The 23,257-nt window shown below is 71.9% G+C and carries 21 protein-coding genes and 1 CRISPR repeat array (1 of these 22 only partly in view); of the genes, 12 read left to right on the top strand and 9 right to left on the bottom strand.

Annotation, left to right across the window (positions count from 1 at the left end; genetic code table 11):
- Positions 1-138: 138 nt before the first annotated feature.
- Entirely contained in the window at positions 139-783 is a 645-nt protein-coding gene (locus ABL310_RS17590) for a queuosine precursor transporter (protein WP_349368301.1), read from the bottom strand.
- An 88-nt stretch (positions 784-871) separates the two neighbouring features.
- The gene (gene rpmB, locus ABL310_RS17585; RefSeq protein WP_349368300.1) at positions 872-1,174 is read right to left on the bottom strand and encodes a 50S ribosomal protein L28; all 303 of its coding nucleotides are present in this window, start codon (positions 1,172-1,174) and stop codon (positions 872-874) included.
- 267 nt (positions 1,175-1,441) lie between these two features.
- Here rpmB and ABL310_RS17580 point away from each other — a divergent pair, with 267 nt between their 5' ends.
- Positions 1,442-2,266, top strand: a complete 825-nt coding sequence (locus ABL310_RS17580) for a DUF3108 domain-containing protein (RefSeq protein ID WP_349368299.1) — start codon at positions 1,442-1,444, stop codon at positions 2,264-2,266.
- Positions 2,267-2,282: 16 nt separating this feature from the next.
- On the opposite strand, the gene ABL310_RS17575 is transcribed toward ABL310_RS17580, so the two are convergent.
- Positions 2,283-2,693 carry a PIN domain-containing protein gene (locus ABL310_RS17575; protein ID WP_349368298.1) on the bottom strand — a complete coding sequence of 137 codons (411 nt, stop codon included), beginning with the start codon at positions 2,691-2,693 and terminating at the stop codon, positions 2,283-2,285.
- Positions 2,683-2,910: an AbrB/MazE/SpoVT family DNA-binding domain-containing protein gene (locus ABL310_RS17570; protein WP_374730412.1), complete on the bottom strand. Its 228-nt coding sequence runs from the start codon at positions 2,908-2,910 to the stop codon at positions 2,683-2,685. Before ABL310_RS17570 ends, ABL310_RS17575 begins: the two co-directional genes overlap by 11 nt.
- Positions 2,911-3,204: 294 nt before the next feature.
- On the opposite strand from ABL310_RS17570, the gene ABL310_RS17565 reads away from it, so the two are divergent.
- Both ABL310_RS17565 and ABL310_RS17560 read left to right on the top strand, forming a co-directional pair.
- Positions 3,205-6,543: a helicase-related protein gene (locus tag ABL310_RS17565; RefSeq protein ID WP_349368296.1), complete on the top strand. Its 3,339-nt coding sequence runs from the start codon at positions 3,205-3,207 to the stop codon at positions 6,541-6,543.
- Between the two features lie 21 nt (positions 6,544-6,564).
- Positions 6,565-6,828 carry an RNA-binding S4 domain-containing protein gene (locus ABL310_RS17560; protein ID WP_349368295.1) on the top strand — a complete coding sequence of 88 codons (264 nt, stop codon included), beginning with the start codon at positions 6,565-6,567 and terminating at the stop codon, positions 6,826-6,828.
- A gap of 7 nt (positions 6,829-6,835) precedes the next feature.
- Here the strand turns inward: ABL310_RS17560 and ABL310_RS17555 are convergent, their stop codons facing one another.
- Positions 6,836-7,303 carry a DUF1203 domain-containing protein gene (locus ABL310_RS17555; protein ID WP_349368294.1) on the bottom strand — a complete coding sequence of 156 codons (468 nt, stop codon included), beginning with the start codon at positions 7,301-7,303 and terminating at the stop codon, positions 6,836-6,838.
- A gap of 79 nt (positions 7,304-7,382) precedes the next feature.
- A complete protein-coding gene (locus tag ABL310_RS17550; RefSeq protein ID WP_349368293.1) occupies positions 7,383-8,915 on the bottom strand; it encodes an ATP-binding protein in 1,533 nt (510 codons plus the stop codon).
- 185 nt (positions 8,916-9,100) lie between these two features.
- Between ABL310_RS17550 and ABL310_RS17545 the strand changes: the two genes are divergently transcribed.
- The 3 genes from ABL310_RS17545 to ABL310_RS17535 all read left to right on the top strand — a co-directional run bounded on the left by ABL310_RS17545 (position 9,101) and on the right by ABL310_RS17535 (position 10,871).
- Entirely contained in the window at positions 9,101-9,277 is a 177-nt protein-coding gene (locus tag ABL310_RS17545) for a hypothetical protein (RefSeq protein WP_349368292.1), read from the top strand.
- A gap of 256 nt (positions 9,278-9,533) precedes the next feature.
- A complete protein-coding gene (fdxA, locus tag ABL310_RS17540; protein ID WP_349368291.1) occupies positions 9,534-9,872 on the top strand; it encodes a ferredoxin FdxA in 339 nt (112 codons plus the stop codon).
- A 408-nt stretch (positions 9,873-10,280) separates the two neighbouring features.
- Positions 10,281-10,871 (top strand): CarD family transcriptional regulator, encoded by a 591-nt coding sequence (locus tag ABL310_RS17535; protein ID WP_349368290.1) that lies wholly within the window; start codon positions 10,281-10,283, stop codon positions 10,869-10,871.
- Positions 10,872-10,962: 91 nt separating this feature from the next.
- Here ABL310_RS17535 and ABL310_RS17530 read toward each other — a convergent pair whose 3' ends face one another.
- Positions 10,963-12,585: a long-chain-fatty-acid--CoA ligase gene (locus tag ABL310_RS17530; RefSeq protein ID WP_349368289.1), complete on the bottom strand. Its 1,623-nt coding sequence runs from the start codon at positions 12,583-12,585 to the stop codon at positions 10,963-10,965.
- A 97-nt stretch (positions 12,586-12,682) separates the two neighbouring features.
- Positions 12,683-12,901 (bottom strand): heavy-metal-associated domain-containing protein, encoded by a 219-nt coding sequence (locus ABL310_RS17525; RefSeq protein WP_349368288.1) that lies wholly within the window; start codon positions 12,899-12,901, stop codon positions 12,683-12,685.
- Between the two features lie 223 nt (positions 12,902-13,124).
- Between ABL310_RS17525 and ABL310_RS17520 the strand changes: the two genes are divergently transcribed.
- Complete coding sequence (locus ABL310_RS17520) at positions 13,125-14,939, top strand: EAL domain-containing protein (RefSeq protein WP_349368287.1); 1,815 nt, start codon at positions 13,125-13,127, stop codon at positions 14,937-14,939.
- Positions 14,940-15,147: 208 nt separating this feature from the next.
- Here the strand turns inward: ABL310_RS17520 and ABL310_RS17515 are convergent, their stop codons facing one another.
- The gene (locus ABL310_RS17515; protein ID WP_349368286.1) at positions 15,148-16,080 is read right to left on the bottom strand and encodes a dihydrodipicolinate synthase family protein; all 933 of its coding nucleotides are present in this window, start codon (positions 16,078-16,080) and stop codon (positions 15,148-15,150) included.
- A gap of 184 nt (positions 16,081-16,264) precedes the next feature.
- Between ABL310_RS17515 and ABL310_RS17510 the strand changes: the two genes are divergently transcribed.
- The 5 genes from ABL310_RS17510 to cas2 all read left to right on the top strand — a co-directional run bounded on the left by ABL310_RS17510 (position 16,265) and on the right by cas2 (position 22,409).
- Positions 16,265-17,137, top strand: a complete 873-nt coding sequence (locus ABL310_RS17510) for a D-amino-acid transaminase (protein WP_349368285.1) — start codon at positions 16,265-16,267, stop codon at positions 17,135-17,137.
- Between the two features lie 280 nt (positions 17,138-17,417).
- Complete coding sequence (locus tag ABL310_RS17505) at positions 17,418-17,816, top strand: PRC-barrel domain-containing protein (RefSeq protein ID WP_349368284.1); 399 nt, start codon at positions 17,418-17,420, stop codon at positions 17,814-17,816.
- 186 nt (positions 17,817-18,002) lie between these two features.
- Positions 18,003-21,107 carry a type II CRISPR RNA-guided endonuclease Cas9 gene (gene cas9 / locus ABL310_RS17500; RefSeq protein WP_349368283.1) on the top strand — a complete coding sequence of 1,035 codons (3,105 nt, stop codon included), beginning with the start codon at positions 18,003-18,005 and terminating at the stop codon, positions 21,105-21,107.
- A 10-nt stretch (positions 21,108-21,117) separates the two neighbouring features.
- Positions 21,118-22,056 (top strand): type II CRISPR-associated endonuclease Cas1, encoded by a 939-nt coding sequence (gene cas1 / locus ABL310_RS17495; protein ID WP_349368282.1) that lies wholly within the window; start codon positions 21,118-21,120, stop codon positions 22,054-22,056.
- The gene (gene cas2 / locus ABL310_RS17490) at positions 22,053-22,409 is read left to right on the top strand and encodes a CRISPR-associated endonuclease Cas2 (protein WP_349368281.1); all 357 of its coding nucleotides are present in this window, start codon (positions 22,053-22,055) and stop codon (positions 22,407-22,409) included. Before cas1 ends, cas2 begins: the two co-directional genes overlap by 4 nt.
- 51 nt (positions 22,410-22,460) lie before the next feature.
- A CRISPR array of direct repeats spans positions 22,461-23,257; the repeat unit is 36 nt; unit sequence AAGGTAGCAGATCGAGAGACGGCCGCAAACCGCAGC; it runs 942 nt beyond the window's last position.

The raw sequence follows: 23,257 nt of genomic DNA, 5'->3' as shown, positions 1-23,257 counted from the left end.
GGAGGGCGCGCGACGCGGCCTAAAGGCCGCGAAACCGGCGTCGGCGGGTATGGGTCCCGGGTCGCCGTTCGGCGCCCGGGATGACAATGGAGCGGGGACGCACACAGGTAGACCCGAGACAGCCGATCATTTGACCCCTCAAGCCGTCCCGCGCGCCCCTTCCCCGTCCTCCGCCCGGCGCATCCGCGCGACGAGCGCCCCGTAGGGCACGAGCGCCACGGCGGAGACGGCGAGCTTCACCAGATAGTCCGCCACCGCCAGCGTCTGCCAGGGCAGCGCGATGCAGGCGTCGGGGATGCCGACGGCGCCGAGCATCTGCGTGATGGTCAGCCCCCCGATCACCGGCCCGCAGGCGAAGGCGAGCGAGAAGAAGAGCGCCGTGTCGAGCGCCGAGGCGAGCACCGAGGAGGTCAGCGGCGCGATCCACCAGGCCTTGGCCCGCAGGGCGTTGAAGATCGCCACGTCGAGGAGCTGAGCCGTGAGGAAGGCGACGCCGGAGGCGATGGCGATGCGGGGCGTGGCGAAATAGATCGACAGCGCGACCGCGAGCGCGAAGCCGGCATAGACCACCTTGCGCGCCGCGGCGGGGCCGAAGCGGCGGTTCGCCAAATCCGTCACCAGGAAGGCGAAGGGATAGGTGAAGGCGCCGAAGGTCAGCCAGTCCTGCAGGCCGAAGGCCTGGATCGGGTGCTGGACGAGGATGTTCGAGGCGAGCACCACCAGCGCCATGGCGCCCACGGCGAGAAGGAGCTTCGAGCGGTCGTCGGCTGAGAACGCGGTCATGGTCGAGCTTGATCCTTCAACGGCGAAAGGCGGCCCGATGGGCCGCCCGCCGATGCGTGTCGATGCGATGTGCGAGAGCCCGCGCGCCTCACTCGGCGCCGGCGGCCTCGGCCATCTGCTTCTTCTCGATCTCGCGCTTGACGGTGCGCGCGGTCTGCGAGAGCTCGACGTCCTTCGCCTTGGCGAGGAAGGCGTCGAGCCCGCCGCGATGCTCGACCGTGCGCAGCGCGTTGGCCGAGATGCGCATGCGGACCGAGCGGCCGAGCGCGTCCGACTGCAGCGTCACGTTGACGAGGTTCGGCAGGAAGCGGCGCTTGGTCTTGCGGTTCGAGTGGCTCACGAGGTGACCGGTCAGAACGGCCTTGCCGGTCAGTTCGCAACGGCGCGACATGATCTCATACGTCCTATCGATGGAGGTGCGGCCGCTTGATCTCCCCCACGCTCCCGGGCGCGAGACGCGCACGGATGCGGGGCGACCGGACACCGGTGTCCCTGGAAGGTGCGAGCGTATAGGCCAAAGCCCGGGGGCGCGTCAAGGATAGGAGAGCGTTAACCAGGACGTCGGATGGTCGGGATCGCCTCGTTAACGCCCGATTCGCCATGAAGCTGGACGCCGCACCACGCGGCCGGCTTCGGGGGGCCGGGACAGGGACACGTCATGCGCGCATCGCTCGCCTTTCTCGCGGCCTTCGCCGCGTCCGTCCTCGCCGCCGCCGCGCCCGCGTCGGCCTCCTCCTCGTTCGACGCGACCTACGGCATCTGGCTCGCGGGCTTTCCCGTGGGCGAGGCCGACGTGAACTCGACCTACGACGGGCGGCGCTACCGCATCGACGTCCAGGCCCGCCTCGTCGGGCTGGCCGGCCTGATCACCGACGGCCGCGGCGCCGCCAGCGCCACGGGCCGCGTCAGCGGGGAGCGGGTGGCGCCCGCGTCCTTCGCCGTGAACTCCGCCTCGAGCAAGGCGAGCCGCACCGTGCGCATGGGGCTCTCCGGCGGCAGCGTCTCCGCCGTCGAGATCCTGCCGCCGCTTCCCGAGCATCCCGATCGCGTGCCGGTGCGCGCGAGCCATCGCCGCGGCGTGGTCGACCCCGTGAGCGCCTTCCTCTTCCCCGGGCGCGGGCGCCTCGCCATGGACGATCCCGGCCAGTGCGAGCGCACGATCCCGGTCTTCGACGGGGCCTCGCGCTTCGACATCGTGCTCAGCTACGCGGGCACGCGCCAGCTCGACAAGCCGGGCTATTCCGGCCCCGTCCTGATGTGCGCCGCCCGCTTCCGGGCCATCGCCGGCCATCGCGAGGGCAAGGAGGCGGTGCGCTTCATGGAGGAGAACCGCGACATGGCGGTCTGGCTCGCCCCGGTGGAGGGAAGCCGCACGCTGCTGCCGCTGCGCATCGAGGTGCGCACGCAGATCGGCACCAGCGTGATCGAGGCCCAGCGCGTCTCCATCGACGGCGGCGGCGTGGCGCGGGCCGCTGCGCGCTGAGGGGGGCGGGAGCGGCTCAGGGGCGTTTCTCGACGAAAGGGTTGACGATCCGCAGCACGTCCTCGACGAGAAGCCCGTCGTGCATGTCCTCGGTGTGGAGTTCGGTGCAGCCGCTGACCAAGGCCGCAGACACGATCATCGCGTCGTACACAGAGAAGCCATAGCGCTGGCCGAGCGCTCGCCCGACGTCGTGGATCTCCTCGGTCAGGTCGACGACCGTGCACAGGCGGCGGATCCCGCTCAGGAACAGGCCGGCTTCTTCCCAGGACATGCCCGCCTTCCGGCGAGAGTTCGCCAGGACTTCGTTCAAGACCTGAACACTGACGACTCCTCCGGCCTGCAGCACGCGCTCGGCGATGTCCGCCTTCGGGCCCTCGTCGAGCAGATAGAGGATGAGGTTCGTGTCGAAGAAGACCTCAGCGCGCATTCGCGTCGTTGCGAGTCAGGCGCTCGCTGGCGGGCAAACGACCCCGGAACTTCCGCAGGGAAGCCAGAATCTCCTCGGGACGGGGCTGGCGATCGACGACGAGGCCGTCACCGTCCGCGCGGAGCTCGATCTCGTCGCCTTCCTTGAGCCCGAGCCGCCGAACCACGTCGGCGGGAAGACGGACGGCCAGGGAATTTCCCCATTTCGCGACCTGCATGGCTTCATCCTCGAAGAGCACGGATATACATCCCCATTTGTATATCATACACTCTCGTCCGAAAAGCCTTCGCATCGGCAGATCTGACGCAGCACGGCGAACCGCCGGCCTCCCCCGCTTTCCCCGCTAGGAAAACCCCGCGCCGATCCCATATACAGGGCGTCCGAGAACGGAACGAATCCGGATTCTCCACGGATCAGCGATTCGCCCCCCTTTCGTTCGGCCCCTGTTCCGGAGCGAGCCCGCTCCCGGGGCCGCCCGCGAGCCCGTGTGTCAAGGTCCAGCCCGCGCCCGATGCCCCGCCTCTCCCTTCCGCCGCAGGCCCGCTCGCGCGGGGTGACCGCGGTTCTCGGCCCGACCAACACGGGCAAGACGCATCTCGCCATCGAGCGGATGCTCGGCCATTCCTCGGGCATGATCGGCCTGCCGCTGCGGCTGCTCGCGCGGGAGGTCTACGGCCGCGTGGTGGAGCGCGCCGGCGCGGACGCGGTCGCCCTCGTCACCGGCGAGGAGAAGATCAAGCCGAAGCACCCGCGCTACTGGGTCTGCACCGCGGAGGCGATGCCGCGCGACCTCGACCTCGCCTTCGTGGCGATCGACGAGATCCAGCTCGCCTCCGACCTCGATCGCGGCCACGTCTTCACCGATCGCCTGCTCAACCAGCGCGGCCGGGACGAGACGCTGCTGATCGGCTCGGCGACGATGGAGCCGCTGGTGCGCGCGCTGATCCCGGGCGTCCACGTCACCACGCGCCCGCGGCTGTCGCAGCTCACCTTCGCCGGCTCGAAGAAGCTCTCGCGCCTGCCCGCGCGCTCGGCCATCGTCGCGTTCTCGGCGGAGGAGGTCTACGCCATCGCCGAGCTGATTCGCCGCCAGCGCGGCGGCGCGGCGGTGGTGCTCGGCGCCCTCTCCCCGCGCACGCGCAACGCGCAGGTGGCGCTCTACCAGTCCGGCGACGTCGACTATCTCGTCGCCACCGACGCCATCGGCATGGGGCTCAATCTCGACGTCGACCACGTCGCCTTCGCCGCCGACCGCAAGTTCGACGGCTTCCGCTTCCGCAAGCTCAACCCCGCCGAGATCGGCCAGATCGCCGGGCGCGCCGGGCGCCACCTCAACGACGGCACCTTCGGCACGTCCGGGCGCTGCGACCCGTTCGACCCGGAGCTGGTGGAGGCGGTGGAGGGGCACAAGTTCGAGCCCGCGCGGATCCTGCAATGGCGCAACCCGGATCTCGACTTCCGCTCGCTCGAGGCGCTCCAGCGGGCGCTGGCGGAGGTGCCGCAGGAGCACGGCCTCACCCGCGCGCCCATGGCGGAGGACGTCGCGGCCCTCGAGATCCTGGCGCGGGACGATTCGGTGCGCCACCACGCGACGGGCCGCGCCAACGTCGAGCGGCTCTGGGAGGTCTGCCAGGTCCCGGATTACCGCAAGGTGTCGCCGGCGAGCCACGCCGACCTCGTCTCGGCCATCTATCTGTTCCTGATGCGCGACGGGGCGGTGCCGGACGACTGGTTCCGCCGGCACGTGTCGCTGCTGGATCGGGTCGACGGGGACATCGACACGCTCTCGGCGCGGATCGCGCAAGTACGCACCTGGACCTTCGTCGCCAACCGACCCGACTGGTTGCGCGATCCGGAGCATTGGCAGAGCGTGGCGCGTGGGGTAGAGGACAAGCTGTCGGATGCGCTGCACGAGCGGCTGGCGAGCCGGTTCGTGGACCGGCGGACCAGCGTGCTGATGCGGCGCTTGAGAGAGAACGCGATGCTTGAAGCGGAAATTTCGGCGAGCGGCGACGTGAGCGTCGAGGGCCAGCACGTCGGGCGCCTGTCCGGGTTCGTCTTCGTCCCCGATCCGGACGCCTCCAGCGACGAGGCCAAGACCCTGCGCAACGCGGCGGTCAAGGGCCTCGCCGGCGAGATCGAGGCGCGGGCCGATCGGTTCTCGACGGCGGCGGACACGTCCTTCGTCCTGTCGAACGACGGCACGATCCGCTGGCAGGGCGAGCCGGTGGCGAAGCTCGAGCCGGGTGAGAAGATCTTCGAGCCTCGGGTGCGGCTGATCGCCGACGAGCACCTCACCGGCGGCGCGCTCGAGAAGGTCGAGGGCCGGCTCAAGGCCTGGCTCAAGGCGCACGTGGTGCGCACGCTGGGGCCGTTGCTCGAGCTCGAGGAGCCCGCCGACCTGCAGGGCATCGCGCGGGGCGTCGCCTTCCAGATCGCCGAGTCGCTCGGCGTGCTCGAGCGCTCGCGCGTGCTCCAGGAGGTGCGCTCGCTCGACCAGCAGGCCCGCTCGGCCCTGCGCCAGAAGGGCGTGCGCTTCGGCGCCTACCACCTCTATCTGCCGGCTTTGATGAAGCCCGCCCCGCGCACGCTGGCGGCTCAGCTCTGGGCGCTCAAGAACGGCGGGCTCGACCAGAAGGGCATCGACGAGATCGCGGCGCTGGCCTCCTCCGGGCGCACCTCGATCCCCGTCGACACCGAGGTCGCGAAGGGGCTCTACCGCTCCGCCGGCTTCCGCGTCTGCGGCGGGCGGGCGGTGCGCGTCGACATCCTCGAGCGCCTCGCCGACCTGATCCGCCCCGCCATGGCCTACGTGCCGGGCCAGACCGTCGGCGAGCCGCCGGCGGGCGCGGCCGAGGGCGACGCCTTCGTGGGCACCGTGGCGATGACCTCGCTCGTCGGCTGCGCCGGCGAGGATTTCGCGCAGATCCTGAAGTCGCTCGGCTACGTCTCCGAGGAGCGCGCCGGCCCGGCGATCACCTCGGAAATTCTCAAGCCGATGCCGACGCAGCCGGTCGTTCCGGCCGCACCGGCGGCGCCCGCCGGCGAGGCGCAGGCCGAGGCCGGCGCGACGATCGCCGCGGAGGCCGTCGCCGAGGGCGAGAGCGCCGAGGCCGCGCCGAACGAGCCCGGCGAGACGCCGTCGGACGCGCCGGAGGCGGCGCAGGCGCCGCTCCAGGCGGATGCGGCCGAGCCGGAGGCGCCGGCGGAGGCCGCGGTCGAGGCCGCCGCCGAGGCGGTCGCGCAGCCCGAGACGGCTGCGGAGGAGGCTCCGGCTTCGGAAGAGACGGCTTCGGAGGAGGCTCCGGCTTCGGAGGAGGCTCCGGCGCCGGAGGCGGAGGTCTCTCCCGCCGCCGTCGAGACCGCCTCCGAGCCGGTGGTCGCTGAGCCGCCTGCGGAGGAGGCCGCCGCCGAGCCGTCCGAGACGGCGCCGGCCGAGCCCGAGACGATCGTGGTCTGGCGCCAGGGCCGGCGCGAGGGCCGCAACCGGCAGGCCCGCCACGGCGGACGCCCCGGCCGCGAGGGGCGCGAACGCGGCCCGCGCCGCGAAGGCGGCCCGCGCGGCGAGCGCCCCAAGGCCGCCCAGGGCGAAGGCGCCCCGGCCGAGGCGCGCGAGGAGCGCCGCGGCAGAGGCGGTGGCGAGAAGGGTGGCGGCGAGAAGGGCGGCGGCCGTCCCAAGGGCGGCTTCAAGGGCGGCCAGATGGGCGGCTACCGCTCCGGCGGCGAGCGTCGCGACGGCGGACGCCCGCCCCCGGGCGCCGATCGCCCCCGCCGCGAGAAGCAGCCGGATCCGGATTCGCCCTTCGCCAAGCTCGCCGCCCTGAAGGCGCAGCTCGAGGACAAGAAATGACGCGACAGGTCGCCTGAGCCCGTGCGGGAGGATCGCCAGAGGCTCGACAAGTGGCTCTGGTACGCGCGCTTCGCGCGCACCCGCACGCTCGCGGCGAAGCTGGTCGAATCGGGCCACGTGCGCGTCAACGGCCAGCGGCAGACCAACCCCGCCAAGGGGATCGCGGTGGGCGACGTCCTCACCGTCGCCGCCCCGCACGCCACCAAGGCGGTGCGCGTCCTCGATCTCGGCGAGCGCCGCGGGCCGGCCTCGGAGGCCGAGGCGCTCTACGAGGAGGCGGGCTGAGCGCCGCTCACGCCCGCTCGACCCGCCCCGCATAGCAGCCGCGCTTGGCGTTGTGGACGTGGAGATACGCCGCCGCGGGGCTCGCCAGGAGCCGTGCGATCAGCCCCTCCAGATCCGCGCCTTCGACCACGTCGGCGTCGACGATCATGCCGTCGGCGTCGAAGGCGCGCACGGAGAGGAGGCGCGGCCGCATCACCTCCGGCACCGCGTTCACCCGGTCGTAGGTGTCGCTCGCGCCCTCGCGCACGTAGATGGCGTGGCTCGCGCGGTAGGGCGAGGCCGCCGGCTGGGAGACGTGGTTGAGGAGCAGCACGCTCTCGCCCGGCCGGGCGTGGCGCATCTCGATGCGGTCGGGATAGCTCGTCGGATCGTTCGCCCGCCTGCGGATCACGCCGCGCTCGGCGAGCGCCGCCTCCGAGAGGCCGTAGAGGGGAAGGAAGGGTTCGGGCGAGAGCCCGAGAACGCGGAAGTCCATGGCGGAAGCCTCTCGTGCGGGAAATGGGGCACGGCGCGAGAGCACCACCGCCCCCAGCTCTCCGCCACCCGCTTCCTGCTCACCCCGTCGCGAACAGGTCCCCGCCGCCCTCCTGGGGCTCCTCCCAGGCGTTGGGGTCGCCGGGCCTGGTCTCCACGCCGAGGTCGGGCAATGCGACGATGCGCTGGCCGCGCAGGTCGGCGCGGGTGACGACGTGGCCGCGGCTCTCCATGTACTGCACCAGCCGCCGGGCGCGGCCCGGTGAGCGCGAGCCGCAGGCGCGGGCGATGGCGCCGTCGGGCGGGCAGGGCGCGCCCTCGAAGGCGGCGCGGGCGAGCAGCAGGTAGACGCCCTGGATCTCCTCCGGCAGGTCCGCCGCAGCCGCTTCCGCGCGCGCCCACGTGTCCTCCGGGATCGCCCCGGCCTCGACGCCGGCGCGGGCGACCGAGAGGCGCTTCTTGAAGGCGGCGAGCGTCGGCGCCTCGCCCGGCACGCGCTTGATCCGCAGGCGCACCAGGAAATCCTGGTAGAGCACGGCGATGGAGCGGAAGGCCGCATCCGGGTCGGAGAGGAGGTCGCGCACGATCTCCTCCATGACGGCCTCGCGCTCCTCGGCCGCCAGCGCGACCTCCTCCGCGCTCGGGGGGGCGGCGGCGGCGGGGCGCGAGCGCACGAGCTCGGCGAGAAGGTCGTTGGTGGAGGGCGGCGGCGGGGGAGGGGGGCGCCGCTCCGGCCGGGCCCGCGCCGGCTCGGGCTCGAGCGGCGCGAGAATCAGGTCGCGCGCGTCCTCCGCCGGGGTCTCCGGCAGCGGCATCAGCTTGGGGCTCGTCGAGCGCGCGGCGGTCTCGACCGTCCCGATGCGCACGGCCACCGGCCGGCGCGAGAGCGCGGGGCCCAGCGCCACGAAATGCCCGCGCTGAAGGTCGCGGAAGCTCTCCGCCTGGCGCCGATCCATGCCGAGCAGATCGGCGGCGCGGGCCATGTCGATGTCGAGGAAGGTGCGGCCCATCAGGAAGTTCGAGGCCTCGGCCGCCACGTTCTTGGCGAGCTTGGCGAGGCGTTGCGTGGCGATGACGCCGGCGAGCCCGCGCTTGCGGCCGCGGCACATCAGGTTCGTCATCGCGCCGAGCGAGACCTTGCGCGCCTCGTCCGAGACCTCCCCCGCCGCCATAGGCGCGAAGAGCTGCGCCTCGTCGACGACGACGAGCATCGGGTACCAATGGTCCCGCTCGGCGTCGAACAGGCCGCCCAGGAAGGCGGCGGCGGCGCGCATCTGCTGCTCGGCGTCGAGACCCTCGAGGCTGACCACGACGGAGACCCGGTGCTGGCGCACCCGCGCGGCGACGCGCTGGAGGTCCGCTTCGGAGCGGTCCGCCTCGACCACCACGTGGCCGTACCTGTCGGCGAGGGTGACGAAGTCGCCCTCGGGGTCGATGACGCATTGCTGCACCCAGGGCGCGCTCTGCTCCAGCAGCCGGCGCAGCAGGTGCGACTTGCCGGAGCCGGAATTCCCCTGGACCAGCAGGCGGGTGGCGAGGAGCTCCTCGAGGTCGAGGAGCATGCGCCCGCCGCCGGGAGCCGCGTTCTCGCCCATATCGATGCCGACCGTCATCGCTCCGCCTCTCGCGCCTCCCCCGCTCGTTCGGATGAGCCGGGGCCCTGGTTAGCATGCCGGGCGCGCCGCGCGAGCCCCCGCATCCGGACCCTCCACAGCTTGCGACGCCCTGCCGCCGGACCCATTGTCACGGCTGTGGCGTTCCGAACGTCGGACGAACTCGATCGAGCGAGGAGACGACCATGAGCGATGTCGCATCCGAAAGCCGCCCCTGGAGCTACGAGCAGGTCCAGGAGCTGATCGCGCTGGCGCGCGAGGGCGTGCCGGCCTCCGTGATCAGCATGAAGATGAAGCGCTCCCAGTCCGAGGTGCACGCCAAGCTCTCGGAGCTCGGCCTCTCGGTGCCGCCGGAAGCCTGAGCGCGGGCGCCGGTGCGAAAGGCCGAGGTTTCGGCTATCCTCACGTCCCGACGAGCGGGCGGGAAAGCCCGGGCGAGGTCCGCTCGGGGCCGTGCGCCGCGCTGCGGCCGAGTCCCGTGCGGGCGCCGTCGCCCTCCGGACCGATCGTCGCACGCGCCGCGGGCCGCGCGCGATACGGCTCCGCTCGGGCCTTGCGCGGGGCTTTGCGTCGGGTTACAGCGTCCGGTGTCAACGTCGACCGGACCGGGATTGCGGAATGACCTACGTCGTCACGGAAAACTGCATCAAGTGCAAGTACATGGACTGCGTCGAGGTCTGCCCCGTGGATTGCTTCTACGAGGGCGACAACATGCTCGTCATCCATCCCGACGAGTGTATCGATTGCGGCGTGTGCGAGCCGGAATGCCCGGCCGAGGCGATCAAGCCGGACACGGAGCCGGGTCTCGAGCAGTGGCTCAAGATCAACGCCGATCTCTCCAAGTCCTGGCCCAACATCACCCAGAAGAAGGATGCGCCTGCCGACGCCAAGGAGTACGACGGCATGGCGGGCAAGTACGAGAAGTTCTTCTCGCCCGAGCCCGGCGAGGGTGACTGACGCTGCGGCACGCGCCGCGAGCGGTGATTCGAGACCGGAATCGCGCCCCTCGGCGGGCGCGAGCGGCCGACCGTGGCCGTTCATTGCGATTTTCTTTGATTTATCAGCCGGCTTGTGGTAAGCAAAGGGCCTGCCGTAGACCGCGCCCTGCGCGCTGCCAACTCGCACGTGAAGCCTTAAGCAGAACATGAGAGCAGCACCCGCACCCCTCGCACGGGGACCTTTCCATCGTGTCCCGGCGAGGGCGAGGGGGCGCCTTTCGTCACCGGCCGAAAAATCTTGAAGGGGACGCCGCCGGAACCCATCAGGGTGGGCGGAGTCAAGTCTTTTCGACCGTCGGACCCCTTTCCGACGGCGCTGTCTGTGTCGCGGCCCGCGCCGCGGCGCGCAACAGGGAGCCTTCACCGCATGACGACCCCCAAGAAGACTGGCAAGGCTTTGGCTTTCAAGGCTGGCGAAGCCATCGTCTATCCGGCCCACGGCGTCGGCCAGATCACGGCGATCGAGGAGCAGGAAATCGCCGGCTTCAAGCTCGAGCTCTACGTCGTCAGCTTCGAGAAGGACAAGATGGTCCTGCGCGTTCCGACCGCGAAGGCGGCGACCGTGGGCATGCGCAAGCTCGCCGAGCCGGATCTCGTCAAGAAGGCGCTCGACACCATGTCCGGCCGCGCCCGCGTGAAGCGCACCATGTGGTCGCGCCGCGCGCAGGAATACGAGGCGAAGATCAACTCGGGCGACATCATCGCCATCGCCGAGGTGGTCCGCGACCTCTATCGCTCCGACGCGCAGCCCGAGCAGTCCTATTCCGAGCGCCAGCTCTACGAGGCCGCTCTCGACCGCGTCGTGCGCGAGATCTCGACGGTCAACCGGATCACCGAGACCGAGGCGCTCAAGCTCATCGAGGCGAGCCTCGCCAAGTCCCCCCGCCGCGGCAAGAACGCCGAGGCCGATGCGGCGGAAGCCGCCGAGGGCGACGATCTCCAGGAGGAGGCGGCCTGACCGGCCGTTCCTTCGATCCCCTGAAGAGCCCGGCCTCGCGGCCGGGCTTTTTTCGTCGCGCCGCCCCGAGCCGCCGACCGAGGCCCGCGCATCAGCCGGGCGGCGTCCAGCCCTCGAATCGCTCGCGCAGAGCGACCTTCTGGATCTTGCCGGTCGCGGTGTGGGGGATCTCCTCCACGAACACCACCTCGTCCGGCAGCTGCCATTTGGCGAGGCGGGTGGCGAGATGCGCGAGGATGGCGTCCTTGTCCGGCTCCACCCCCGCCTTCGGCACGACGACCAGGAGCGGGCGCTCTCCCCATTTCGGATGGGGCACGCCGATCGCCGCCGCCTCCGCGACGTGGGGGTGACCCACCGCGTGGTTCTCGAGATCGATGGACGAGATCCACTCGCCGCCGGACTTGATCACGTCCTTCGAGCGGTCGACGACCTGCATGTTGCCGAAGCGGTCGATGGTCGCGACGTCGCCCGTGTCGAAGAAGCCGTCGTGGTCTAGGATCGGCTCCTCGCGGTGGAAATAGGCCTTGGCGATGGCGGGCCCGCGCACCTTCAGACGCCCGAAGGCCTCGCCGTCCCAGGGCAGGGCGCGCCCGTCGTCGTCCTCGATGCGCATCTCGATGCCGAAGAAGGGGTGGCCCGCGCGCTCCTTGACGTCGAGCCAGGCCTCCACGTCGAGGTCGCCGTAATCCGGCTTGAGCGAGCAGACCGTGCCGAGCGGGCTCATCTCGGTCATGCCCCAGGCGTGCAGCACCTCGACCCCGTAGCGCTCGCGGAAGGTGCGCGTCACCGCCCGCGGGCAGGCGGAGCCGCCGATGACGACGCGCTCGAGGTCGGGCAGCTCGAGACCCGTCGCTTCCAGATGCTGGAGGAGCGTGAACCAGACGGTCGGCACGGCGGCGGAGACCGTCACCTTCTCCTCGATCAGGAGCTCGGCCAGCGAGCCGCCGTCGAGCTTCGGGCCTGGGAGGACGAGCGTCGCCCCCGCCATCGGCGCCGAGAAGCCGAACGACCAGCCGTTGGCGTGGAACAGGGGCACGACCGGCATGGCCACGTCCCGCGACGACAGGCCGAGCGCGTCGCGCTGGTTCGCCATCATGGCGTGGAGCACGTTGGAGCGATGCGAATAGAGCACGCCCTTGGGCTCGCCCGTGGTGCCCGACGTGTAGCACAAGCCCGCCGCGGCGGTCTCCTCGAGCGCCGCCCAGGCGAAGTCCTCGTCCACCTCGGCGATCCAGTCCTCGTAGGCGACGGCGTTGCGCAGCCGGGTCCGCGGCATGTGCGCGGCGTCGGTGAGGACGACGTAGCGCTCGATCGAGGGCAGCCGGTCCTGGAGCCGCTCCATCATCGCGACGAAGGTGAGGTCGAGGAACAGCAGCCGATCCTCGGCGTGGCTCGCGATGTAGACGATCTGGTCCTCGAACAGGCGCGGATTGAGCGTGTGGTAGACGGCGCCGATGCCGGTGATGCCGTACCAGGTCTCGAGATGCCGCGCCGTGTTCCAGGCGAGCGTCCCGACGCGGTCTCCCTCACGAATCCCGTCGCGGGCGAGGCGCTTGGCGACCTTGAGCGCGCGCCCGCGCAGCGCGGCATAGCTGGTGCGCACGATCGGCCCCTCGACCGAGCGCGAGACCACCGGCCGGCCGGCGTGCTGGACGGCGGCATGGTCGATGATCTTGTGGATCAGCAGGGGCCAGTCCTGCATCAGGCCGTGCATCGGCGTTCTCCCTCGGGCGCGCCCTGTGGCCGGGCGTTTCGACGAGAGAGAATAGGGCGCAACGCGGCCGGGACGAAAGCCTCGCGTGCGCCGGCCCTCACATCGTCATCGCCTTGGCCTCGTAGCCGCCCTTGTCGAGGGCGGCCGCGATCTCCAGCGTCTCGGCGGTGGTGAGGATGCGGGCGCGGCCGTGGGCGAGATCGACAGCGACGTCGGCCTGCGGGTCGACCTTGCGCACGATCCGCGTCACGGCCGCGACGCAGCCCTCGCACGTCATGCCGTCCACCTGCATCAGGAGCTCGTGGCGTTCGCTCATGTCGGTCCTCCCGGTCTCGTCGGCGCTCGCGTGCGGGGCCAACGCGCGGGATCGCGGGGGCGTTCGCGCCGCGGCTCCGCGGGTGGGCGCGTCGAAATCGATTGAAAGACCGGGGCGTTTTCGGTTTTCTTCGGGGGAAGAAAGTCCGACGGCCTTGCCGGGCGGGCGCGGGCGCGCGACAACGCGAGCGAAACCGGGGCGCAGGCGAGGGGACGAGACGCAGGTGGAACGTCGACGCGCACGCCCGAACGAGCGCCGCCGGTCGCCCGGTTTCGTGGTCGCCGCCGCGATCGCGGCAGCGGGCGGCGGGCTCGTCGCGCTCGCCGGCGCCATCGCCGCCGGGACCGCGCTCGCGAGCGCGCTGGCGCTCACCCTCGGCGCCGTCGGCTGCGTGCTCGCCGGCGCGGGGCTCTGGCTCGCGCGGCGCGGGCAGACGGTGGCGGAGAAGGCCTCCTCCGATCTCGATTTCCTCGCCCGCCGGCTGCTGCGGGTCGAGTCCCGCCTCGCCGAGGCCGAGCGCCGCAAGGGCGGCGACGGCGACCTGCGCGGGGCCGTGGCCGAGGTCTCGGGCGAGATCGCCTTGATCAGCGGCCTCCTGCGCGACCTCGCCGGCACCGTCGCGGCGCACGACCGCGCCCTCTCGGAGCAGGCGGAGCACGAGGAGGCGCGCGAGCCGGCGGCGCTCGGCGCCGCGCCGGGCCCCGGGCCCTCCCGTCGGGAGCCGCCCGCCGAGCCCGAGACCTATCCGGAGCCGGCCTATTCCGGGCCGGCCTATTCCGAGCCGCCGCCTCCCGCGCGGCGGCCGCAGCCGGAACCGCCGCTCGTCGCGATGCCGCGCGCCGCGCCGCCGCGCTTCAGCCCGATCGTCGAGGCGGAGCCGGAGCCTGCGCCCGCCCCCGCGCGCCCGGCATCGCGCTCCCCCGCACCGTTCACGCCCGAGCCCTTCCCGGCCGAGCCCTTCCCGCCCGAGCAGCCGCCCGAGCCGCCGCCGGAGCCCGCGCCCGAGCCCCTGTTCGCCGACGAGCCGGATGCCGCCCCCGCGCCGGATCCGGCGCTCGAGCGCCGCATCCGGGCGATCGCCGGCGCGCTGCGGGACGATCGCATCGAGATCCACCTCCAGCCCGTCGTCTCGCTGCCCCAGCGCAAGACGCGCTTCTACGAGGCTCTGGCGCGGCTGCGGCTCGAGGACGACGAGATCGTGCTGCCGGAGGAGTTCCAGCCGGCGCTGGAGGCGGTCGGCCTCGGCGCCGAGCTCGACGGCAAGGTCGCCGCGCGCGCGGCCGCCATCGCGCGCCATCTGGTGGCGCGCGGCTCGGACGCCTTCGTCACCGTCAACCTCGCGCACGAGTCGCTCGCGGCGCCGGGCTTCCTGCGCGCGCTGGGGCGCATCCTCGACACCTATCCGGACGTGGTGGGGCGGCTCGCCTTCGAGATCGCCCAGCGCTCCTGGCGCATGCTCGACGGCGAGCTCGCGGGCGCGCTCGAGGCGCTGCGGGCGAAGGGCGCGCTCTTCGTGCTCGATCGCGCCAACGACCTGCGGGTCGACCCGTTCGGCCTCGCCGATCGCGGCGTGCGCTACGTCAAGCTGCCGGCCGGCATGCTGCTCGCGCATCTCGACGCGCGCGGGGCGGGGCTCGACGTCGCGGTGGGCGACCTTTCGGCGGTGATGGCGCGGGCGGGCATCAAGCTCGTCGCCGAGGCGGTGGATCGCGAGGAGGACGTGCCGGACCTGATCGACCTCGACATCCCGCTGGCGCAGGGCCTCGTCTTCGGCGCGCCGCGCGCGGTGCGCTCCGACCTGATCGGCGGACCGCCGGGCCGCGGCGGCGGCGGGGCCGAGCCGCCCGCCCGCAGCGCGCCGCCCTCCGGCGAGACCAGCGCCGTCGCCGCCCAGCCGCGCACGCCCGAGCGTCCCGCCGGCGGTCCAGCCGCCCGCAAGCCGACGTCCGAGCGCGAGCCCGAGCCGCCGTTCCCGCCGGTTCCCCCGCGCCCGGAGCCGCGCGTGCCCTACAGGGCGACGCTGCGCCGGGCGGGGTGATCGAAAGCATGTCATCCCGGACGCCGAAGGCGATCCGGGACCCAGAGCCGCCGCCTTGTCCCGAGCGGCGTTCACGCCGCGTCCCTCCCGCGGGATGACTTCATCACCGCGGAGGCGGGACGCGCGCGCTGTCGCGCGCGCCGAACATACGCTGGAGGATCTAGGTCCCGGACTTGCTTGGCAATCCGGGATGACAGACAAATTGTGCTCAGCCGATCGGCCTGCCCGCCCGCGGGTCGTGACGGGCGAGGCGCTCGAGCAGGTAGTCCACCTCCGCCCTGGCCTTGGCCGAGACCGAGCCGCCGGGCTTGCGCAGGGCGCTCGACGCGATGATGCCGCGGCGCTGGAGCACGTACTTGCGCACGGCGAGCCCCGCGCCCGGCTGCTGCTCGTAGCGCATGTAGGGCAGGTGGGCGTCGAACAGGTCGTGCGCCTCGTCGCGCTCGCCCGCCCGGGCCAGCCGCACCACGTCGACCAGCATGTCCGGGAAGGCGTAGCCCGTCATGGCCCCGTCGGCGCCGCGCTCGGTCTCGAAGTCGAGGAACATGCCGCCGTTGCCGCACAGGATAGAGATGTGGCGCATGGAGCCGTCCGCCTCGAAGCCGCGCAGCGTCGTGATCTTCTCGAGCCCCGGCCAGTCCTCGTGCTTGAGCATCACCGCGCTCGGATTGTCCTGCACGATGCGGCGGATGACGCCGGGCGTCATCACCACGCCGATGGAGAGCGGGTAGTCCTGAACGACGAAGGGCACGTCCGCGCCGATCGCCTCCACCGCGTTGGCGTAGTAGGTGACGATCTGGTCGTCGGTCTTCAGCGAGGAGGGCGGCGCGATCATCACGCCGGCGGCGCCCCGGTCCATCACCCCGCGGGCGAGGGAGCGCATGGCGGCGAATCCCGGCGCCGAGACGCCGACCACCACCGGCACGGTGGCCCGGCGGATCACCTGCGAGGCCACCGACAGCGCCTCCTCGGCGTCGAGCTTGGGCGCCTCGCCCATCATGCCGAGCACGGTGATGCCGGTGCAGCCGGCGGACAGGAAGAAATCCGTCATGCGGTCGATCGAGCGCTCGTCGACGCGCCCGTCGTCGTGGAAGGGGGTGGGGGCGATGACGTAGACGCCGCTGGCGGACGCGTCGAGCATGGGCCGGCTCCTGGTTGGCCTGTCGGATGTGCGGAAGCGCGCACGCTAGGCGGGGGGCCGGCCGCGCGCAAGCGCGCGAGCGCGCATGTGCGTCTCGGACATGCGCGACTCGGCCCGCTTGCAGGAAGGCGCCCCGCCGTGGTGTCCTTGCCCGGTTCGTTTTCCTCCGAAAGGCCGAGAAAAAATGTCCCGCATCGTCTTCGTCAACGGCGCGTTCGTTCCCTACGAGGAGGCCAGCATCCCCATCATGGATCGCGGCTTCCTGTTCGGCGACGGCATCTACGAGGTCGCGGCGGTGATCGGCGGTCGGCTCGTCGACGAGGCGGCGCACCTCGCGCGGCTCGACCGCTCGCTGAAGGCGATCGAGATCGCCAACCCCTATTCCACGGCGCAGTGGACCGAGCTGATGAGCGAGCTCGCCCGGCGCAACGACCTCGACCAGGGCCTCGTCTATGTCGAGGTCACCCGCGGCGTCGCCGAGCGCGACTTCCCCTTCCCGCCGGCCGGCACGCCCCCGACGGTGGTGATGTTCACGCAGGCCAAGCAGATCGTCGGCGCCAAGGCGGCGGAGACCGGCGTGGCGGTGATCACCACGCCGGACCTGCGCTGGAAGCGCCGCGACATCAAGTCGGTGGCGCTCCTCGCCCAGGTGCTCGCCAAGCAGGAGGCCGCCCGCGCCGGCGTCGCCGAGGCCTGGATGGTGGAGGACGGATACGTCACCGAGGGCAGCTCGTCGACGGCGTTCATCATCACCAGGGACGATCGCCTGGTGACGCGACCTCTGTCCAACGCCGTCCTGCCCGGCATCACGCGCCTCGCAGTGATGAAGCTCGCCGACGAGATGCAGCTCACCGTGGAGGAGCGGCTGTTCACGGTGGAGGAGGCGCTCGCCGCACGGGAAGCGTTCTACGCGTCCGCCTCGGCCATCGTCATGCCGGTCGTCGCCATCGACGGCACGGCGATCGGGGAGGGGGCGCCCGGCCCGCTGACGAGGCGCCTGCGCGCGCTCTATCTCGACCTCGCCGGGGACGGCGCGCTCGCGAGCCGGTTCGCTTGAGAGCTCGTGCGGGAGGACGCGAGTCCTGCCACCCCTGTCATCCCGGGCCGCGAAGCGGACCCGGGACCTATACCCGCGACGCCGGCTCGAGCGCGCATCGCGCGCTCGCGGCACGAAGCTTGGCATTCGAGGGCGGCGCGACGCGGCCTGCAGGCCGCGACACCGGCGTCGGAGCGTATAGGTCCCGGATCGCCTTCGGCGTCCGGGATGACGGATGATCGGCGCCGGAACCGCGAGCGCGCCCGCGCCGTTCCGCTCGCATCCGCGAGAGGAGGCGAGCATGGCCGACACCACCGCGACCCCGGGCGTTCCGAAAGGCGACCCGCCGAAGAACGAGACCGAGCGGCTGATCGCCTCCGACAAGGTCGAGGGCACGGCGGTCTACAACAAGGCCGGAGAGCATCTCGGCTCGGTCTACAATTTCATGGTGGACAAGTACTCGGGCAAGGTCGCCTACGCCGTGATGTCCTTCGGCGGCTTCCTCGGCATCGGCGAGCGCTACCACCCGCTGCCCTGGTCGAAGCTCGACTTCGACGCCAGATTGGGCGGCTACGTCGTCGACCTCAACCGCAAGGACCTCGAGACGGCGCCCAGCTACGGCCGCGACGAGACGCCCTGGGCCGATCCGGAATACGGGCGCAACGTCTACGGCTATTACGGCGTGCCGTATTATTTCTGACGGGCAGCGGCGGCCGAGACGAAAACGACAGTCCCCGCCCGAGGGCGGGGACACGCGGCAGGGACCTTGGGATGCCGAGCCCGCGCGAGGGGTCCGTTTGCTTGCGGCAAGCGACCGCCTCTCGATCTGCTACGTTAATGAAGCTAGCATCCTCCAGTCTGAATTGCAAGACTGGAGGGCGGATACATGCCGACTGCGCTGGGGTTGGATCTCGGAACGACGTCGATCGGCTTCGCGCTGATCGAGGAGGGGGCGGCGCCGATGATCCGCGCGCTGGGCGTGCGGCTCTACCCCGAAGCGCGCGACGCCGACGGCGCGCCGCTGAACCAGGCGCGGCGCCTCGCGCGCGCGATGCGCAGGCGGCTGCGGCGACGACGGGAGCGCAAGCGCGCGCTCGGAGAGCTGCTCGCCTCGGTCGGTCTCATTCCGTCCTACGGCTCGCCGGAGCGTGCGCGCGTCATGGCGCGGGACCCCTACGACCTGCGCCTGCGCGGGCTCACGGAGCCGCTCGCGCCGCACGACGTGGGTCGCGCGCTCCACCACCTGGCGCAGCGCCGGCATTTCGCCGGCCGCGACGCCGCCGAGCGGGAGGGCGCTTCCGCCGCGCCGCCGGCCGACGAGGTCGCGGCCGCGAGCGCGCGCGAGGAGACGCTCGCCCGCCTCGCCGCGAGCGGGACGACGCTCGGCGCCTTCCTCGCGCGGACTCCGCCGTCCGAACGCCGCCGGGGCGTGCATGCGACACGCGCCGTGGTCGCCGAGGAGCTGGCTCGGCTGCTCGATGCCCAGGTCGCGCACCACGCCTGCCTGCGCGATCCCGCGATCCGCGCAGCGATCGAGGAGACGATCCTCGCGCAGAAGCCGGTTTTCTGGCGCACGGCGACGCTGGGGCGATGCCCGCTCGTGCCCGACGCGCCGCTCTGCCCGCGCGGCTCCTGGATCTCGCAGCAGCGCCGCATGCTGGAGAAGCTCGCCAACCTCGAGGTCGCCGGCGGCAACGCCCGCCCGCTCGACGCCGAGGAGCGCGCGGCCATCCACGCGGCGCTCGCGAGAGCCCCCTCGCTCAGCTGGGCGAAGGTGCGCGCGGCGTTGAAGCCGCTCTATGCGGCGCGCGGCGAGGCGGGGGCCGAGCGGTCGCTGCGGTTCAACCTCGAGATCGGCGGCGAGAAGGCGCTTCTCGGCAACCGGCTCGAGGCGGACCTCGTGCTCGTTCTCGGCGAGGGCTTCGCCGACCGGCCGGACGCCGAGCGCCTGCGCGCGGAGGTGCCGGAGCGGCTGCGTGCCGCCGACACCCGCGCGATCGGGACGCAGCGCATCGTCGTCCTCCCCGACCGTGCGCGAAGGGAGAATCGTGCGGAGGTCGCGCAAGGGGTGGTCGCCGATTTCGGCCTCTCGGAGGACGAGGCGCAGGCGCTCGCCGGGCTCGTCCTGCCGGCCGGCTGGGAGCCGTACTCGACGGCGGCGCTGGAGGCGATCCTGCCGCGTCTCGAGGCGGGCGTGCGGATGGGCGCGCTCCTGATGGGACCCGAGCACGAGCCCTGGCGAGACGCCGCCTTTCCCGATCGCGCCCGTCCGACCGGTGAAGCGCTCGAGCGACTGCCGAGCCCCGCGGATCCGGCCGAGGCCCGACGGCTGGCGGAGCTGCGCAACCCGACCGTGACGCGCACGCTCAACGAGCTGCGCAAGGTGGTCAACAATCTCATCGCCGTCCACGGCAAGCCCGACCGCATCCGCATCGAGGTCGCGCGGGAGGTGGGGCTCTCGAAGCGCGAGCGCGACGAGCGGGCGGACGGCATGCGCCGGCAGGAACGCCGCCGCAGGGAGGCGCACGCCGCGCTGACGGCTGCCGGCATCCCCGACCCGTCGCGAGACGACGTGGAGAAGTGGCTGCTCTGGCAGGAATGCGGCGAGCAATGCCCCTACACCGGCGACCGCATCGGCTTCGACGCCCTGTTCCGCGACGGGCTGTTCCATGTGGAGCATATCGTGCCGCGCTCGCGCTCCTTCGACGATGGCTTGCGCAACAAGACGCTCTGCCGGCGCGACGTCAACGCCGAGAAGGGGCCGCGTACGCCCTTCGAGGCCTTCGGCCACGATCCCGAGCGCTGGGAGGCCATGCGCCGGAGGATCGCCGGAATGGAGGCGGCGAAGGGCAAGCCCGGCATGCCGCGCGGCAAGGTGAAGCGCTTTCTCGCCGAAAACCTGCCCGACGACTTCACGACGCGCCAGCTGAACGACACCGGCTGGGCGGCGCGCGCCGCGCTCGCCCAGCTGAAGCGGCTGTGGCCCGACGAGGGGCCGACGGCGCCCGTGCACGTCGAGGCCGTGACCGGGCGGGTGACGGCGCAGCTGCGGCATCTGTGGGGGCTCGACGCAATTCTCGGGGAGGACGGCAAGAAGACCCGCGCCGACCATCGCCACCACGCGATCGACGCGCTCGTGGTCGCCTGCGCCTCGCCCGGCGCGACGCAGCGCCTCGCGGGCTACTGGACGCAGAAGGAGGACCCGCGCGCCGCGCGCCCGCACCTGCCGCCGCCATGGCCGGAAATCCGCGCCGACGCCGCTTGCGCCGTCGCCGAGATCGTCTGCTCGCACCGGGTGCGCAAGAAGGTCTCCGGGCCGCTGCACGAGCAGACGGTGCTCGGGCGCACGAAGGAGCCGGAGGAGACCCGCGGCGGCGCGACCTATCGGCGCTACGTCACCCGCAAGCGCATCGAGGACCTCTCCCCCGCCCGCCTCGGCGACATCCGCGACGCGGCGGTGCGGGAGGCCGTGCGCGCACACGTGGAGGCGCGCGGCGGCGTGCCTAAGAAGGCGGTCCCGCCCTACCCGCAGCTCGGGGAGGCGGGGCCGGAGATCCGGCGGGTGCGCATCGTCGTCACAGCGCAGCAGCGGATAATGGCGCCTGTGGCGACGGGCTTCGCGAAGAAGGGCTTGAACCATCACGTCGCGGTGTTCCGACGCCCGGATGGCCGCGCCGAGTTCGACGTCGTGAGCCTGTTCGACGCCGCCGGCCGGCTGGCTCGCCGCGAGCCGATCGTGAGGCGGACGCGCGAGGACGGGGCGGCGTTCGTCATGAGCCTCTCCGCAGGCGACACGCTGATGCGTGAAGGGGCGAATGGACCCGAGTACTTCGTCGTCGAGAGCATAGCCGAGAAGGGACAGGTCGAGCTGCGACAGCACAACGACGCGACGAATGCTCGTCCCTTCGCGCCGCGCGTCAACACGATCTTGCGGGAATTCACCAAGGTCTCCGTCGACCCGATCGGTCGCGTGCGCAAGGCGCGGGACTGAGGAGGCGGCGATGACCCTGTCCCGCATTCTAGAGATCGCCACGCCGGGCACGCGGCTGTCGACGGCGCTCGACCAGCTCGTGATCGCCCGCCCTGGCGAGCCGGACGCCCGCGTTCCCATCGAGGACATCGGCGTACTCGTCGTCGACGACGCCCGGGCGAGCTACACCCATGCGGCGCTCGTCGCCTTGCTGGAGGCTGGGGCGACCGTGGTCGCGAGCGGGAGGGACCACCTTCCGCTCGGGCTCCTGCTGCCGCTGGACGCGCACCATGTCCAGACCGAGCGCCACCGCGCCCAGGCGGCGGCGGGCGAGCCCGCCCGCAAGCGCGTCTGGCAGGCGCTGGTTCGCGCCAAGATCGCCCAGCAGGGCGTCGTGCTCGCCCATTTCACCGGGCGGGACGCCGGCCTCGGCGAGATGGCGCGGCGCGTCCGCTCCGGCGATCCGGACAATCTCGAAGCGCAGGCGGCCCAGCGCTACTGGCCGCGCCTCCTGGGTGGCGGCTTTCGCCGCGACCGCGACGCGGAGGGCGCGAACGCGCTCCTGAACTACGGCTATGCGGTCGTGCGCGCGGCCACGGCGCGGGCCGTCGTGGCGACCGGGCTGATTCCCTCGCTCGGCGTATTCCACAAGCGCCGGTCGAACCCGTTCTGCCTCGCCGACGACCTCGTCGAGCCCTGCCGCCCCTACGTCGACTGGCGCGTGCGGCGCATGCTCGACGAGAGCGCGGGCGCGCCGCCGCCGACGCTCGACGACCGGGCGACGCGGGCCGCGCTGCTCTCGGTGCTGAAGGAAACAGTGCAGGTGGGCGCGCGGCGCCTGCCGCTCCTCCTCGCGCTGCACGCGAGCGCCGGCTCCTTGCGCCGCGCCCTCACCGAGGGCGCGCGCACGCTCGACCTGCCCTCGGGGCTTCCGTTCGCCCCGGATGATGCCGAGGAGGAGGCGCCATGAGCGGACGCGGAGACCGGGATCGAGCCTGGCCCTGGGGGTGGCGGACCATGTGGGTGATCGCGATGTTCGACCTGCCGACCGACACGGCGGCGCAGCGCAAGGCCTATGCGCGCTTTCGCAAGGCGCTCCTGAAGGACGGCTTCAGCATGATGCAGTACTCGGTCTACATCCGGCACTGCGCGTCCATCGAGAACGCGGCGACCCACGTCGCCCGCATGGGCGCGCTCACGCCGCCGGAGGGGGAGGTGCGGTTCCTCACCATCACCGACAAGCAGTTCAGCCGAATCCAGACGTTCTTCGGGAAAAAACGCGAGCCCGCCCCGCCTCCGCCGGCCCAGATCGAGCTTTTCTGACGATCGGGACGGCGGAAAACGGAGCAAATTCAGGCGCTTGCCGGCGAGGCAAAGGTAGCAGATCGAGAGACGGCCGCAAACCGCAGCCGGTCATGTGCCGCGCCGCCTACAGCGAGGAAGGTAGCAGATCGAGAGACGGCCGCAAACCGCAGCGTCCGCCGTGACGGCGAGGCTCGGCGCGTTAAGGTAGCAGATCGAGAGACGGCCGCAAACCGCAGCGTCGCCACGGCGATATTCGCCGAGATCGAAAAGGTAGCAGATCGAGAGACGGCCGCAAACCGCAGCACGTGAACTATTTCGTCGACACGCTGGGCCAAGGTAGCAGATCGAGAGACGGCCGCAAACCGCAGCGATCGGCGGCGCGCATCCCCTTCGAGAGCCAAGGTAGCAGATCGAGAGACGGCCGCAAACCGCAGCGGAGGGAGCGAGGTGGGTCGCTTCATAGGAAGGTAGCAGATCGAGAGACGGCCGCAAACCGCAGCGCCCAATGGATCTGGACGCCGAGCGTCGTCAAGGTAGCAGATCGAGAGACGGCCGCAAACCGCAGCGGCCGCCAGCGGGTGATCTCCGGATCGCGGAAGGTAGCAGATCGAGAGACGGCCGCAAACCGCAGCAGGTCGTCATCACGCAGACGCGGCCCGGCCAAGGTAGCAGATCGAGAGACGGCCGCAAACCGCAGCGCTTCCGACAACGCGGCATCATATTGCCTCAAGGTAGCAGATCGAGAGACGGCCGCAAACCGCAGCGACGATGGGGGCGTGAGCGTTCATGCCGAGAAAGGTAGCAGATCGAGAGACGGCCGCAAACCGCAGCGGAACGAACGGCAAGGCCATGTAAGGTAGCAGATC

Origin of the sequence: Salinarimonas sp., from assembly GCF_040111675.1 — a bacterium.
Lineage (GTDB): Bacteria > Pseudomonadota > Alphaproteobacteria > Rhizobiales > Beijerinckiaceae > Salinarimonas.
The sequence above is the reverse complement of the archived record's forward strand: the minus strand, read 5'-3'. Positions and strand labels throughout refer to the sequence as shown.

What these genes read in the sequence shown, in the direction of transcription:
- cas2 (WP_349368281.1), top strand. Translation starts at nt 22,053, where the DNA reads ATGAGCGGACGCGGAGACCGGGATCGAGCCTGGCCCTGGGGGTGGCGG.
- ABL310_RS17545 (WP_349368292.1), top strand. Translation starts at nt 9,101, where the DNA reads ATGAGCGATGTCGCATCCGAAAGCCGCCCCTGGAGCTACGAGCAGGTC.
- ABL310_RS17530 (WP_349368289.1), bottom strand. Translation starts at nt 12,585, where the DNA reads ATGCACGGCCTGATGCAGGACTGGCCCCTGCTGATCCACAAGATCATC.
- ABL310_RS17550 (WP_349368293.1), bottom strand. Translation starts at nt 8,915, where the DNA reads ATGACGGTCGGCATCGATATGGGCGAGAACGCGGCTCCCGGCGGCGGG.
- cas1 (WP_349368282.1), top strand. Translation starts at nt 21,118, where the DNA reads ATGACCCTGTCCCGCATTCTAGAGATCGCCACGCCGGGCACGCGGCTG.
- ABL310_RS17590 (WP_349368301.1), bottom strand. Translation starts at nt 783, where the DNA reads ATGACCGCGTTCTCAGCCGACGACCGCTCGAAGCTCCTTCTCGCCGTG.
- ABL310_RS17525 (WP_349368288.1), bottom strand. Translation starts at nt 12,901, where the DNA reads ATGAGCGAACGCCACGAGCTCCTGATGCAGGTGGACGGCATGACGTGC.
- ABL310_RS17570 (WP_374730412.1), bottom strand. Translation starts at nt 2,910, where the DNA reads ATGCAGGTCGCGAAATGGGGAAATTCCCTGGCCGTCCGTCTTCCCGCC.
- ABL310_RS17510 (WP_349368285.1), top strand. Translation starts at nt 16,265, where the DNA reads ATGTCCCGCATCGTCTTCGTCAACGGCGCGTTCGTTCCCTACGAGGAG.
- ABL310_RS17535 (WP_349368290.1), top strand. Translation starts at nt 10,281, where the DNA reads ATGACGACCCCCAAGAAGACTGGCAAGGCTTTGGCTTTCAAGGCTGGC.
- ABL310_RS17575 (WP_349368298.1), bottom strand. Translation starts at nt 2,693, where the DNA reads ATGCGCGCTGAGGTCTTCTTCGACACGAACCTCATCCTCTATCTGCTC.
- ABL310_RS17565 (WP_349368296.1), top strand. Translation starts at nt 3,205, where the DNA reads ATGCCCCGCCTCTCCCTTCCGCCGCAGGCCCGCTCGCGCGGGGTGACC.
- ABL310_RS17555 (WP_349368294.1), bottom strand. Translation starts at nt 7,303, where the DNA reads ATGGACTTCCGCGTTCTCGGGCTCTCGCCCGAACCCTTCCTTCCCCTC.
- rpmB (WP_349368300.1), bottom strand. Translation starts at nt 1,174, where the DNA reads ATGTCGCGCCGTTGCGAACTGACCGGCAAGGCCGTTCTGACCGGTCAC.
- fdxA (WP_349368291.1), top strand. Translation starts at nt 9,534, where the DNA reads ATGACCTACGTCGTCACGGAAAACTGCATCAAGTGCAAGTACATGGAC.
- ABL310_RS17580 (WP_349368299.1), top strand. Translation starts at nt 1,442, where the DNA reads ATGCGCGCATCGCTCGCCTTTCTCGCGGCCTTCGCCGCGTCCGTCCTC.
- ABL310_RS17515 (WP_349368286.1), bottom strand. Translation starts at nt 16,080, where the DNA reads ATGCTCGACGCGTCCGCCAGCGGCGTCTACGTCATCGCCCCCACCCCC.
- ABL310_RS17505 (WP_349368284.1), top strand. Translation starts at nt 17,418, where the DNA reads ATGGCCGACACCACCGCGACCCCGGGCGTTCCGAAAGGCGACCCGCCG.
- cas9 (WP_349368283.1), top strand. Translation starts at nt 18,003, where the DNA reads ATGCCGACTGCGCTGGGGTTGGATCTCGGAACGACGTCGATCGGCTTC.